Here is a 14,130-nt window from a genome sequence, read left to right on the forward strand (position 1 = left end):
TAACAACCACATACACGCTGTGGTAATATTGCCACCGCAAAAACAACAGTAATTTTAGCGCTTCCCGCTTCGAGGGGGAAAGCGCCATTTGAAACAATGTGACAATCGAGAGTGAAAGGAGACCCCCATGCAGGTCAGCAGAAGGCAGTTCTTTAAGATCTGCGCTGGCGGTATGGCAGGAACGACGGTAGCTGCGCTGGGCTTTGCCCCGGAAGTGGCGTTGGCGGAGACCCGGCAGTACAAACTGCTGCGTGCGCGCGAAACCCGTAATACCTGTACGTATTGTTCCGTCGGCTGTGGGCTGTTGATGTACAGCCTTGGTGATGGCGCCAAAAACGCCAAAGAAAGCATTTTCCACATTGAAGGGGATCCGGATCACCCGGTCAACCGCGGTGCGCTTTGCCCGAAAGGCGCCGGCCTGGTCGACTTCATCCATAGCGAAAGCCGCCTCAAGTACCCAGAATACCGGGCGCCAGGTTCGGACAAATGGCAACGCATCAGCTGGGACGATGCCTTCACCCGCATCGCCAAGCTGATGAAAGAAGACCGTGACGCCAATTTCATCAAAACCAACGAACAGGGCGTTACCGTCAACCGTTGGCTGAGCACCGGCATGCTGTGCGCCTCTGCCGCCAGCAACGAAACCGGTTATTTATCGCAAAAATTTAGTCGCGCTCTCGGCATGCTTGCCGTAGACAACCAGGCGCGTGTCTGACACGGACCAACGGTAGCAAGTCTTGCTCCAACATTTGGTCGCGGTGCGATGACCAACCACTGGGTTGATATCAAGAACGCGAATCTGGTTATCGTCATGGGCGGTAATGCGGCGGAAGCGCATCCGGTGGGGTTCCGCTGGGCGATGGAAGCCAAAATTCACAATAAAGCCAAGCTGATCGTTATCGATCCGCGCTTTACCCGTACTGCATCGGTAGCGGATTTCTATACGCCAATCCGTTCCGGGACCGACATTGCTTTCCTGTCGGGCGTGTTGCTATACCTGATGACCAACAACAAAATCAACCGCGAATACGTTGAGGCCTACACCAACGCCAGCCTGCTGGTGCGGGAAGACTTTGCCTTCGACGACGGCCTGTTCAGCGGCTATGACGCGGAAAACCGCAAATACGACAAAACCACCTGGAACTACCAGTTCGACGAGAACGGCTTCGCCAAGCGCGACGTCACGCTGCAAGATCCTCGCTGCGTCTGGAACCTGCTCAAGGAGCACGTCAGTCGTTATACGCCGGACGTGGTGACCAACATCTGCGGCACGCCGAAGGAAGACTTCCTCCAGGTGTGTGAATACATCGCCGAAACCTGCGCGGCGGATAAAACCGCGTCGTTCCTGTACGCCCTGGGCTGGACTCAGCACTCGGTCGGCGCACAGAACATTCGTACCATGGCGATGATCCAGCTGCTGCTCGGCAACATGGGCATGGCGGGCGGCGGCGTTAACGCGCTGCGCGGCCACTCCAATATTCAGGGCCTGACCGATCTGGGTCTGCTGTCGCAGAGCCTGCCGGGCTACATGACGTTGCCGTCGGATAAGCAACCGGATCTCGACAGTTACCTGAAAGCCAACACGCCGAAGGCGCTGCTGCCGGGCCAGGTGAACTACTGGGGCAACTACCCGAAATTCTTCGTCAGCCTGATGAAGAGCTTCTACGGCGACAAGGCGCAGAAGGACAACAGCTGGGGCTTTGACTGGTTGCCGAAGTGGGACAAAGGCTACGACGTACTGCAGTACTTCGAGATGATGTCACAAGGCAAGGTCAACGGTTACTTTTGCCAGGGCTTCAACCCGGTGGCGTCGTTCCCGAACAAGAACAAGGTCGTGGCTTCCCTGTCCAAACTGAAGTTCCTGGTGACCATAGATCCGCTTAACACCGAGACCTCTAACTTCTGGCAGAACCACGGCGAGTTCAACGACGTCGATCCGTCGAAGATCCAAACCGAAGTGTTCCGCCTGCCGTCCACCTGCTTTGCCGAAGAAAACGGTTCTATCGTCAACTCCGGCCGCTGGCTGCAGTGGCACTGGAAGGGCGCCGATGCCCCGGGGGAAGCGCTGAACGACGGGGAAATCCTGGCGGGCATCTTCACCCGTCTGCGCGAGATGTATGCGCGTGACGGCGGTGCGGTGCCGGAACAGGTGCTGAACATGAGTTGGGATTACCTGACGCCGGACAACCCTGCCGCCGAAGAAGTGGCGATGGAGAGCAACGGTAAGGCACTGGCGGACATTCTCGACGCCGACGGCAAAGTGCTGGCGAAAAAGGGTGAGCAGCTAAGCACCTTTGCTCACCTGCGCGACGACGGCACCACCGCCAGCGGTTGCTGGATCTTCGCCGGTAGCTGGACGCCGGCCGGCAACCAGATGGCGCGCCGCGATAACGCCGATCCGTCCGGCCTCGGCAATACGCTGGGGTGGGCCTGGGCATGGCCGCTTAACCGCCGCATCCTGTACAACCGCGCTTCGGCGGACCCGCAGGGCAAGCCTTGGGATCCAAAACGTCAGCTGCTGGAGTGGGACGGGGCCAAGTGGGGCGGGGTGGATATCCCGGACTACAGCGCCGCAGCACCCGGCAGTGACGTCGGGCCGTTCATCATGCAGCCGGAAGGCATGGGGCGCCTGTTCGCCACCGATAAAATGGCCGAAGGGCCGTTCCCGGAACACTACGAGCCGTTCGAAACTCCGCTCGGCACCAACCCGTTGCACCCGAACGTGGTGTCCAACCCGGCGGCGCGCGTGTTCAAGGACGACCTGGCAGCGATGGGCAAATCCGACAAGTTCCCTTACGTCGGCACCACCTATCGTCTGACCGAGCACTTCCACTACTGGACCAAGCATGCATTGCTCAATGCGATCGCGCAGCCGGAGCAGTTCGTGGAAATCGGCGAAAAACTGGCGGAGAAAAAGGGCATCAAGCACGGCGATACCGTGAAGGTCAGCTCCAACCGTGGCTACATCAAGGCCAAGGCGGTGGTGACCAAGCGTATCCGTACCCTGCAGGTGCACGGCCAGGAGGTCGACACTATCGGCATCCCGATCCACTGGGGTTACGAAGGGGTGGCCAAGAAAGGCTTTATCGCCAACACGCTGACGCCGTTTGTCGGCGACGCCAACACGCAAACGCCAGAGTTCAAGGCGTTCCTGGTTAACGTGGAAAAGGTGTAACGGAGACGAATTATGGCAATGCAATCTCAGGACATCATTCGTAAATCCGCCACCAATGGTTTCACGCCGGCGCCGCGCGCCCGTGACCACCAGGAAGAAGTGGCCAAACTGATCGATGTCACCACCTGTATCGGCTGCAAAGCCTGTCAGGTGGCCTGTTCCGAATGGAACGACATTCGCGACGAAGTCGGGCACAACGTCGGGGTGTACGATAACCCCGCCGATCTGACCGCCAAGTCGTGGACGGTGATGCGCTTCTCCGAAGTGGAGGAAAACGGCAAGCTGGAGTGGCTGATCCGCAAGGACGGCTGCATGCACTGCGCCGACCCGGGCTGCCTGAAGGCCTGCCCATCGGAAGGGGCGATCATCCAGTACGCCAACGGCATCGTCGACTTCCAGTCTGAGCACTGTATCGGCTGCGGTTACTGCATCGCCGGCTGCCCGTTCGACGTGCCGCGCATGAACAAGGACGACAATCGGGTGTACAAGTGCACCCTGTGCGTCGACCGCGTTGATGTCGGCCAGGAACCGGCCTGCGTGAAAACCTGCCCGACCGGCGCTATTCACTTCGGTACCAAGGAAGCGATGAAGCAGGTCGCCGCCGATCGCGTCAGCGAGCTGAACACCCGTGGCTATCAGAACGCCGGTCTGTACGATCCGGCGGGCGTTGGCGGCACCCACGTCATGTACGTGCTGCACCACGCGGACAAGCCGCAGCTGTATCACGGTTTGCCGGATAACCCGAGCATCAGCCCGGCGGTCACGTTCTGGAAAGGCGTGTGGAAACCCCTGGCGGCCATCGGCTTTGCCGCCACCTTTGCAGCGAGCGTGTTCCACTACGTCGGCGTCGGGCCAAACCGCGTCGAAGAGGAAGACAACGACGAGCTGCACGATGAGGAGACGCGCAAATGAAGAAGGAAAAGCGTATTCAGCGCTACAGCGCGCCGGAGCGGATTAACCACTGGATCGTGGCGTTCTGCTTTGTGTTCGCCGCCATCAGCGGGCTGGGGTTCTTTTTCCCCTCCTTCAACTGGTTGATGAACATTTTCGGTACGCCGCAGCTGGCGCGCATTCTGCACCCCTTTGTCGGCGTGATTATGTTTGCGGCCTTCCTGCTGATGTTCCTGCGCTATTGGAAGCATAATCTGATCAATCGCGAGGACATCGTCTGGGCCAAAAACATCCATAAAATCGCCATGAACGAGGAAGTGGGTGACACTGGGCGTTATAATTTCGGTCAGAAGTGCGTATTCTGGGCGGCAATCATTAGCCTGGTGTTGCTGTTGGCCAGCGGTGTGGTGATCTGGCGGCCTTACTTTGCGCCGTCGTTCCCGATACCGCTGATCCGCATTGCGCTGCTGGTGCATTCGCTGGCTGCGGTTGGTCTGATCATCGTGATTATGGTGCACATTTACGCCGCGCTGTGGGTAAAAGGCACCATTACCGCGATGGTGGAAGGCTGGGTGCCGGCGGCCTGGGCTAAAAAACATCACCCGCGCTGGTACCGAGAGGTCCGCGAGAAACAACAGGAAGACAAACCCTGATGAGCATCCGCATCGTTCCTAAAGAGCAGTTAGGGGCACAGCGCGAGAAGTCCACAACGGCGGAGACCATCCCGCCGTTACTTTTCGCTAATCTGAAAAGCCTGTACAGCCGCCGTGCTGAACGCCTGCGTAAGCTGGCGATCGACAACCCGCTGGGCGACTACCTGAATTTTGCTGCCCAACTGGCCGAAGCGCAGCACCATGCGTTGCACGACAACCCGCTGACGCTTGATCTTACCGAAGTTCTGCAACAGGGTGCCGACAGCGGCAAACCGCCGCTGGATCTGAGCGTTTTCCCGCGTAGCCAACACTGGCACCGGTTGCTGACATCGCTGATTGCCGAGCTGCGCCCGCAGGCGCCGGAACACATTCTGGCGGTGTTGGATAATCTGGAAAAAGCCTCGGCGCACGAGCTGGAATTGTTGGCCGACGCGTTGCTTAACCAGGACTTCGGCAAGATCGGCAGCGAAAAAGCGCCGTTCATCTGGGCCGCGCTGTCGCTCTATTGGGCGCAGATGGCCAGCCTTATCCCCGGCAAGGCGCGCGCCGAGTACGGCGAACACCGTCAATTCTGCCCGGTGTGCGGCAGCATCCCGGTTTCCAGCGTGGTGCATATCGGCACCATCAGCGGCCTGCGCTATTTGCACTGCAACCTGTGCGAAAGCGAGTGGCACGTGGTGCGGATCAAATGCAGCAACTGTGAGCAGACCCGCGATCTCAACTATTGGTCGCTGGACACCGAGCTGGCATCGGTTAAAGCGGAAAGCTGCGGTGACTGCGGTACCTACCTGAAGATTTTGTATCAGGAAAAAGACCCGCAGGTTGAGGCCGTCGCCGACGATCTGGCCACGCTGGTGCTCGACGCCAAAATGGAAGACGAAGGCTTTGCCCGCAGCAGCATCAATCCGTTCCTGTTCCCGGGGTCGTAAGATCGCCGCGCACTCTGCTATGGGCTGAATATATTCGGTCCATAGCATTCACCGGATGAGTAATTTCGGACGGGGATTCTGGCATTCGCCCGGGCGAGTTGCTACGTTTACGCAATGACGCGCGAAGCGAAAGGAAAAGGGACAGACGATGTTGAAGACCATTGCGAAATTCACTGCGGTTGCTGTTTTAGCGGTTGGGTTGGCGGCCTGTGACAACAAGGACGATGCCAAGCCGGAGATACCAAAGCCGGATCCCAAACCGACCGTCACGCAGCCTGCACCGCCACCGCCGGTGGTCGAGACCCCGCCAGCGCCGCCTCCGGGGCTGAAAGTCTCGATGCAAAAGGGCAAGATTACCTTTGAACTGCCGCCGGGCTTTAGCGATCAGACCGAAAACAGCGGCATCGTCAACGACAGCCAATCCACCATTCAGCGCTTCCTCGACGGGAAATCGCGCCAGAGTACCGTCTCTTCCGAAGTGATCCCGCCTGACGGCATGAAGCTCAACGGCAGCGATAAAATGCTCAAGGATCTGACGCAGAGCATGCTCACCGAACTGGCCGATCGCTATCAAAATATTCGGACCACCAAAGAAGAGAATTTCACCGTCGGCAAGCAGAAGTTCCATCGGTTGGACACCGAGCAGAGCGTCAGCGGGCAGAAGGTGGTGTCTACCATCATACTGACGGTGTTCAACAAGCGGGTGGTGACGTTGCAAATGCTGTCGCCGGCCAAAACGCCGGAAGCGCACCAGGCGCTGGTCCAGAAGATTATCGACACGCTGGCGGTGCAATAACAACGTTGTGGTTTGCAAGCCGAGGGGAAGACTGATGAAGCTTATTGGCAGTTACACCAGCCCTTTTGTCCGCAAGATTTCCGTGATGCTGCTGGAAAAGGGGATGGCGTTCGAATTCGTTAACGATCCGCCGTATGAACCGGGCAGCCGGGTGGTTGAGCTGAACCCCTTGGCCAAAGTGCCGGTGCTGGTGGCCGATGATGGCGCCGTATTTTACGACTCGCGGGTGATTGCCGAATACCTCGAGCTGTTGTCCGTGGCCCCGGCGTTTTTACCTGCCGAACGCGCCGCCGCGTTGCGGATACGCCAGGTGGAAGCCTTGGCCGATGGCGTGACGGAAGCCGCTGCCACGCTGTTTCGCGAGAGCAAGCGGGAGTCGGTAAAACAGGACGAAAACTGGATCTTGCGCCAGCGAGACAAGCTGACGCACGGACTGGATGCGCTGGAAAAACTGGCGCAGGAAAAAACGTTGCTCAATGCCGAAGCACTGACGCTGGCGGATATCGCTACCGGCTGTGCGCTGGGCTACCTGAATTTCCGCCGCATCATGCCCAACTGGTGCGTCGAGCGACCGGCGCTGATCAAACTGGCCGAGCGGCTGTTTGCCCGCGAAAGCTTTGCCCGCACCTTGCCCCCCTGATCTCCCTCACCCCGCTGCGGCGGGGTTTTACTTGATGCCGAGACCTCTACACTGAAACCGAGCGACCATGAGCACTGAATCCCAGCTTCTTTACAGCCAGTTACCCGCCATCGATCGCCTGCTGCGCGATCCCGCTATCGAACCGCTGGTGACGCAGCACGGACAAACGCTGATTGGCGAGTTACTGCGTCAATTGCAACTGCAGGCGCGTGAAACCATTAAGCACCATCAAAGGTTACCCGACTGGTGCGGCGACTGGGCACAGGCGCTCAGCGCGGGGCTGGAGCAATGGCAGCGCCCGGCATTGGCGCCGGTATTCAACCTCAGCGGCACCGTGCTGCACACCAACCTTGGCCGGGCCCTGCTGGCGCAGCCGGTGATAGAGGCGGTGACAGATTCCATGAGTGCGGCGGTGACGCTGGAATACGATCTGGACGGTGCCGGCCGTGGGCACCGCGATCGCGCGGTGGCGGATTTATTGTGCCAACTGACCGGTGCGGAAGACGCCTGCATCGTCAACAACAATGCGGCTGCGGTGTTGCTGATGTTGGCGGCGATCGCCCCCGGCAAGCAGGTGGTGGTATCGCGTGGCGAACTGGTGGAAATTGGCGGTGCGTTTCGTATTCCCGACGTCATGCGCCAGGCCGGTTGCCAACTGGTCGAGGTCGGTACGACCAACCGCACCCACCTGAAAGATTACCGCAACGCGATTAACGAACAGACCGGGCTGCTGATGAAGGTGCATACCAGCAATTACAGCATCCAGGGCTTTACCGCCGCGGTGGAGGAAGCCGAACTGGCGCAGCTCGGCGCAGAGCATGGCCTGCCGACCGCCACCGATCTGGGCAGCGGCTCGTTGATTGATATGGCGCAATATGGTCTGCCGGCAGAACCCATGCCGCAGCGATTGCTGGCCGCCGGGGTAGATTTGGTGACGTTCTCCGGCGACAAGCTGCTCGGCGGCCCGCAGGCCGGCATCATCGTCGGCAAAAAGGCGCTGATCGCCCGGCTGCAGCAACACCCTCTGAAGCGTGCGCTGCGCGTTGGCAAACTGACGTTGGCGGCGCTGGAAGCGACCTTGCGACTTTATCAACAGCCCGAACTGTTGGCACAACGGCTGCCGACGCTGCGGCTATTGACCCGCCCGCAGCAGGCGATGCAGGACTCTGCCGAACGCCTGTTGCAGGCGCTGGCGCCGCAGTTTGCCGGGCATTTCCAACTGCGCACCGAACCCTGCTGGTCGCAGATTGGCAGCGGTTCATTGCCGGTCGATCGGCTGCCCAGCTATGCCTTGACCTTTGCGCCGCTCGATGGCCGTGGCGCAACGCTGGAAGCGCTGGCAGAGCGCTGGCGTCGGCTGCCGCAGCCGGTGATAGGCCGAATTAACGACGGCAGGCTGTGGCTCGATCTGCGCTGCCTGGAGCAGGAAGACGCGCTGATTGAGGCCCTGAGCGCATGATTATTGCTACTGCCGGCCATGTCGATCATGGCAAAACCACCCTGCTGCAAGCGATCTCCGGGATCAATGCGGATCGCCTGCCGGAAGAGAAACGCCGTGGCATGACCATAGATCTGGGTTATGCCTACTGGCCGCAACCCGATGGCCGGGTGCTGGGCTTTATCGACGTGCCGGGACACGAGAAATTCCTCGCCAATATGCTGGCGGGCGTTGGCGGCATTGACCATGCCTTGCTGGTGGTGGCTTGCGATGATGGCGTCATGGCGCAAACCCGCGAGCACCTGGCGATATTGCGATTGAGCGGGCGTCCGGCGCTGACGGTGGCCTTGACCAAAGCCGATCGGGTGGATGAAGCGCGTGTCGAAGAGGTTCGACAGCAGCTTGACGAGGAGCTGAGGCGCCAGGGTTGGCCACAGGCACCGGTGTTTGTCACCGCCGCGCCTCAGTCGCAGGGGATCGACGCACTGCGCGCACATCTACTGGCGTTGCAGCCTGACGAACATGCGGTAACGCGCCGCTTCCGCCTGGCGGTCGATCGCGCGTTCAGCGTGAAAGGCGCCGGTCTGGTGGTAACCGGTACCGCGTTGGGGGGACAGGTTGCGGTGGGCGATACGCTGTGGCTGACCGGCGCTGACGCGCCGGTGCGGGTGCGCGGTTTGCACGCCCAAAACCAACCGGCTGAGCAAGCGCAGGCTGGGCAGCGCATTGCGCTGAATATTAGCGGTGACGTCAGCAAAGAGCAGGTCGCCCGCGGCGATTGGTTGCTGGCGCAAAAGCCGGCGATCGCCGCCGAACGAATTCTGGTGGCGTTAGATAAGGATTTGCCGATAAAGCACTGGCAGCCGCTGCATTTGCATCATGCTGCCAGCCATATCACCGGACGTGTTTCGTTGCTCAGTGATGGGCTGGCAGAACTGATCCTCGACCGTCCGCTATGGCTGGCCGAAAACGACCGGCTGGTGCTGCGCGATATTGGCGCACGCCAAACCCTGGGCGGCGCAAGGGTGCTGAGCTTGACGACGCCCAAACGCGGTAAGCGCCAACCCGAGTATTTGGCCTGGCTGACGGCGTTGGCGCAGGCCGACGATGACAGTCAGGTGCTGGCGCTGCATTTGCCCAAGGGCGCGCTGGATCTGGCGGCCTTTGCCTGGGCGCGACAACTGACCGAGAAACCGCTGGCGGCGTTGTTGGCGAGTCATGAGTTGCTGATTGCCGGCGATAGGGCATTGGCGCAGGAGAATGCACAGCTGGATCAGCAGCGCCTGCTGCAGGTGTTGGCCGAGTATCACCAGCAGCATGCCGATCAGCTCGGCCTGGGGCGTGCACGGCTGCGGCGCATGGCGGTGCCGCAACTGTCTGAGCCATTGGCATTTATGATGATCGATCGGCTGCTGGCTGCCGGTTTACTCAGCAATACGCGCGGGTGGCTGCACCTGCCGGAGCACGGTTTGGCGTTCAGCGCCGAAGAGCAAATCCTGTGGGCCCGTATTGAACCGCTTTTCGGCGACGAAGCCTGGTGGGTGCGCGATCTGGCTGCTGAATTGGGCGAGGATGAGGCACAGGTGAGGACCACGCTGCGTAAAGCCGCTCAGTTGGGCCATGTCACGGCAGTGGTGGTGGATCGTTACTATCTTAGCCAACGGATAGAACAATTCGCCGCGTTGATCCGTGAATTGGATGAAACGCAGGGCAGCGCCAACGCTGCCGATTTTCGTGACCGGCTCGGCGTGGGCCGTAAACTGGCCATTCAGGTGCTGGAATTTTTCGACCGCAGCGGATTCACCCGCCGCAAGGGTAACCAACACCTGCTGCGCGACGGCGGGTTGTTTAAAATGTGATGTTGCTTTAACCACATTTGTTCAATATTTGATAGATTACATCAGTAAATTTAATGTGTTTAAGGATGAATATCATGGGAAATATTGAGCATGGACAACTGCTATATCATTTAACCAGTTTGAGCAATTTACCTTCTATTTTGCGATTAGGTTTATTAACTCGTGCTGAACTAAAACCTGAATTATTTGAAGATGTTGCAGACGGAGATATTTTAGAAAAACGAAAAAAATTGGGTTTGGACTACCGAGTTCCATTCCACTTTTTTGCCAATAATCCTTTTGACGGAAGGGTTCAATTCGAACATCGAGATAAACAGTTTATTATCATTAGTGTCCGTCGCGATATTGCAGCACGCGATAATTGGCACATCGTTCCTCGTCACCCTCTTTCTCATGAAGAAATACAATTATTTGATTATCTAAAAGGTATTGAACTTATTGACTGGGAAAGTATGGAGCGGCGTGATTATCATGATAGCAAATCAAAATGTGTTTGCATGGCGGAGTGTTTAGCTCCGGGAAAGGTTGAACCTACGTTTTTTTACGCTATTTGGTGTAAAGATGAGAGTACGAAGCAGCAAGTAGATGCGTTGCTTACACAGACGAAATATACTCCCCGAGTGACCGTTAACCAATGGATGTTTCTAAAGCAGCATGGCGAACTATAAGAGCCTGAACCCCCAAAAAGCGCTGATTTGGCGTATCGTCCATAAGGATAATCTTCCTTGGATTCTGGCTAATGGTTTGTATGCGGGTAGTAGCCAGAAAAAAGCGGCTGACTGGGTGAGTATCGGCAACATGGAACTCATTGAACGTCGTAAACAACGTAAGGTGCCTGTAGCACCTGGTGGGACACTCAACGACTATATCCCTTTCTATTTCACTCCTTTTTCGCCGATGCTGTACAATATTCATACTGGTCGGGGGGGCGTAGCCCGGCAGGCTAACGAGGATATTGTCATCTTGGTTTCAAGCCTGCATCGGTTACAGCAGCAAGAGTTGATTTATGTGTTTACCGATCGTCATGCATATACCCCTATGGCAGGTTATTATAGCCATCTTGCGCAGTTAGATAAAATTGATTGGGAACTGTTGCAGCAACGTAATTTCCACCGGGAACCCGATAAACCTGAACAAATCGAACGTTACCAAGCCGAAGCCTTGGTTCATCAGCATTTGCCTGTCGCTGCACTGTTGGGCATTGTTTGTTATAGCTCGACGTTACAAGAAAAATTGCAAAAAGAATTTGGTCATTTACTGAACATACAGTGTTTGCCTGGTTGGTATTTTAATAGTGGGGGGAGCCAATGATTCGTTTTACACAAGGTAACCTGTTGGATGCGCCCGTAGAGGCGCTGGTCAATACTGTTAATACCGTCGGGGTCATGGGTAAAGGTATTGCCCTGATGTTCAAAGAACGTTTCCCTGCCAATATGAATGCCTATGCAGCGGCATGTAAGGCCGAGACGGTGCAAACGGGTAAAATGTTTGTTACTGATACCGGGGAACTAATGGGACCGCGTTGGATTATTAATTTTCCAACTAAACAACATTGGCGCAGTCCGTCTAAATTAGAGTGGATTATTGAAGGGTTACGCGATCTACGCCTTATCATCATCCAAAATAAGATTGCTTCAATTGCTATCCCGCCGCTTGGGGCCGGGCATGGTGGATTAAGTTGGCCTGTGGTTCGCGATGCGATTACCCAAGAGCTCAGCGATCTGCCTCAGGTGGATATTATTATTTATGAACCCATTGAAAAGTATCAAAATGTCGCAAAAAAAGTGGGTGTTGAAAAACTAACCCCAGCTCGAGCATTGATCGCTGAGTTAGTCCGTCGCTATTGGGTCTTGGGGATGGAGTGCAGTTTATTGGAAATACAAAAGCTGGCGTGGTTCCTGGAGCGCACAATCACCGCTCAACAAGTTGAAAACCCTTTGAGTCTCCAGTTTAAAGCTCAGAACTATGGCCCTTATGCGGACAGATTGCGTCATTTGCTAAATGGGTTGGATGGAAGCTATTTGCAGTGCGAGAAACGTCTGGGTGACGCAAAGCCTTTGGATATTATCTGGTTTAATGATGCCAAGCGTGATGTGGTTCTCGCTTATCTCAAAAGCGAAGCTAAAGCCTGGTTACCTGCGTTGCAGAAAACAACGGAGTTGATTGATGGTTTTGAATCACCTTATGGATTGGAACTGCTCTCGACAATTGATTGGTTAGTCTACCAGGAACATATTTCTGCTGATGAGGAGTCGCTGGCGGAAGGTCTTCGTCACTGGCCAGCAGGCGAACGTTGGGCACAACGGAAGGTAGGGTTATTCGATAAAACGGCAATAAATATGGCGTTAACCCGCTTACAAACATTATATCCCCCTCATGCTTGATGGGGGTCAGTTTATCAAACTGCCCCCCATCAGATGAGATTACATGCTTGTCGTTGCCGTCGGCGTCGCGTCGCCGCTGCGGCGTTTGCTGAGGAACAGCGCCACCAGTGCCAGCCAGCACAGGCCACTGAGCAGGTTGAACAGATTGAACAGCCCGCTGCCGCCCCACACGTAAGCCACTTTTGCCAGCTCGATACCGACGGTGAACACCATCATGCTCAACATGCCCATGGTGGCGGAGACCGTGCCTTTGCTGACGTTGCTCGAGAACAGCGTCAAACGGTACAGCCCGGCGTTGGCCAGCCCGATACCGTAGGCATACAGGCTGAGACCCGCGGTCATCCACAGGTAGGCATGGCTGGAGAATATCGTCGCCAGCGCCGCGATCAGCAGACCCACCATCATCGGCCCTGCACCCAATTTGATCAGGCGAGGTACGCTGTTCTTGCCGGTCAGACGTGCCAGCGTCAGGTTGCCGAGGATCAGCGCGCCGAACACCGGAATTTGCAGCAGACCGTAATCCAGCGTCGACAGCGATTCGCCGCTGATCAGGATCACCGGCGATTGGGCAATCCAGGCCAGCAGCGGCAGGCTGGCAAAACCGATGGCCAATGCGCCGCAGATAAAGCGACGGTTGGACAGTACCTGACGATAGTCGCGCCACAGGTTGGCAGCCGAGAATTTCTCACCTTGCAGCGAGGCCGTTTCCGGCATCGCTTTCCACAGGCCATAAAAGGCAAACGCCGCCAGCGCGGCGAACAGCACGAACATGCTCTGCCACGGCGCGACGTGGATCAGCGCTGCACCGGCCAAGGGCCCGAGCAGCGGGGCGATCAGCGCCACGTTGGCCATCAGCGCGGTGATTTTGATGCACACCGACTCTTCAAACGACTCCTGGATGGTGGCGTAACCCACGGCGCCGATAAAGCACAGGCCAATCCCCTGCAGGAACCGCATAAAGATAAACTGTTCGATGCTGGTCACCAGCAAAATGGCCAGGCAGGCGACGATAAAGAACGCCACGCCGGCCAGCATGACCGGGCGACGTCCGCGACGATCCGACAATGGCCCCAGCAGCCATTGCAGGAAAATACCGCCGGCCAGATAAGCGGTCATTGAGGTTGGCACCCACTCTTCACCGGCGTTGAAATCGGCCACTACTGCCAACATGCCAGGCTGGATCATATCGTTGGCGATATAGGTAGCGAACTCGAACAGCACCAGACAAAGTGGGAATAAAAGCGCCTGTCGACCCAAGCGAGCCGCAGGTGGTAACGTTGTTTTCATATTTATCGTACTGAAAGTAAAGAAGAAATAAGGAACTGCCAGGGCGGGAAGCGCAATCTGAGCGAGTTGTGGCGGCTA

12 protein-coding genes are annotated in these 14,130 nt (G+C 57.2%); 11 read left to right on the plus strand and 1 reads right to left on the minus strand.

The window, feature by feature from the left end; genetic code table 11:
* Window positions 1-127: 127 nt before the first annotated feature.
* From fdnG to darG, 11 genes are all read left to right on the plus strand, one after another.
* A complete protein-coding gene (fdnG, locus tag LQ945_RS13620) occupies window positions 128-3,175 on the plus strand; it encodes a formate dehydrogenase-N subunit alpha (RefSeq protein WP_270100966.1) in 3,048 nt (1,015 codons plus the stop codon).
* A 12-nt stretch (window positions 3,176-3,187) separates the two neighbouring features.
* On the plus strand, window positions 3,188-4,087 hold the full coding sequence (gene fdxH, locus LQ945_RS13625) for a formate dehydrogenase subunit beta (protein ID WP_020824680.1): 900 nt from the start codon (window positions 3,188-3,190) through the stop codon (window positions 4,085-4,087).
* The gene (fdoI, locus tag LQ945_RS13630) at window positions 4,084-4,719 is read left to right on the plus strand and encodes a formate dehydrogenase cytochrome b556 subunit (protein WP_013810963.1); all 636 of its coding nucleotides are present in this window, start codon (window positions 4,084-4,086) and stop codon (window positions 4,717-4,719) included. The genes fdxH and fdoI overlap by 4 nt, the downstream gene beginning before the upstream one ends.
* Complete coding sequence (fdhE, locus tag LQ945_RS13635; protein ID WP_044554336.1) at window positions 4,719-5,648, plus strand: formate dehydrogenase accessory protein FdhE; 930 nt, start codon at window positions 4,719-4,721, stop codon at window positions 5,646-5,648. The genes fdoI and fdhE overlap by 1 nt, the downstream gene beginning before the upstream one ends.
* 148 nt (window positions 5,649-5,796) lie before the next feature.
* Window positions 5,797-6,444 (plus strand): DcrB-related protein, encoded by a 648-nt coding sequence (locus LQ945_RS13640; RefSeq protein WP_270100967.1) that lies wholly within the window; start codon window positions 5,797-5,799, stop codon window positions 6,442-6,444.
* 34 nt (window positions 6,445-6,478) lie between these two features.
* Window positions 6,479-7,084: a glutathione S-transferase gene (locus LQ945_RS13645; protein WP_270100968.1), complete on the plus strand. Its 606-nt coding sequence runs from the start codon at window positions 6,479-6,481 to the stop codon at window positions 7,082-7,084.
* A 67-nt stretch (window positions 7,085-7,151) separates the two neighbouring features.
* Window positions 7,152-8,543 (plus strand): L-seryl-tRNA(Sec) selenium transferase, encoded by a 1,392-nt coding sequence (gene selA, locus LQ945_RS13650; protein WP_270100969.1) that lies wholly within the window; start codon window positions 7,152-7,154, stop codon window positions 8,541-8,543.
* Window positions 8,540-10,381: a selenocysteine-specific translation elongation factor gene (selB, locus tag LQ945_RS13655; protein ID WP_270100970.1), complete on the plus strand. Its 1,842-nt coding sequence runs from the start codon at window positions 8,540-8,542 to the stop codon at window positions 10,379-10,381. Before selA ends, selB begins: the two co-directional genes overlap by 4 nt.
* Before the next feature lie 74 nt (window positions 10,382-10,455).
* Entirely contained in the window at window positions 10,456-11,049 is a 594-nt protein-coding gene (locus tag LQ945_RS13660) for a DarT ssDNA thymidine ADP-ribosyltransferase family protein (RefSeq protein ID WP_270100971.1), read from the plus strand.
* On the plus strand, window positions 11,036-11,692 hold the full coding sequence (darT, locus tag LQ945_RS13665) for a DUF4433 domain-containing protein (RefSeq protein WP_270100972.1): 657 nt from the start codon (window positions 11,036-11,038) through the stop codon (window positions 11,690-11,692). The genes LQ945_RS13660 and darT overlap by 14 nt, the downstream gene beginning before the upstream one ends.
* A complete protein-coding gene (gene darG, locus LQ945_RS13670; RefSeq protein WP_270100973.1) occupies window positions 11,689-12,765 on the plus strand; it encodes a macro domain-containing protein in 1,077 nt (358 codons plus the stop codon). The genes darT and darG overlap by 4 nt, the downstream gene beginning before the upstream one ends.
* Window positions 12,766-12,804: 39 nt before the next feature.
* On the opposite strand, the gene LQ945_RS13675 is transcribed toward darG, so the two are convergent.
* Window positions 12,805-14,052: an MFS transporter gene (locus LQ945_RS13675; protein WP_270100974.1), complete on the minus strand. Its 1,248-nt coding sequence runs from the start codon at window positions 14,050-14,052 to the stop codon at window positions 12,805-12,807.
* Window positions 14,053-14,130: the final 78 nt, after the last annotated feature.

It is taken from the genome of Serratia liquefaciens, assembly GCF_027594825.1.
GTDB lineage: Bacteria > Pseudomonadota > Gammaproteobacteria > Enterobacterales > Enterobacteriaceae > Serratia > Serratia liquefaciens_A.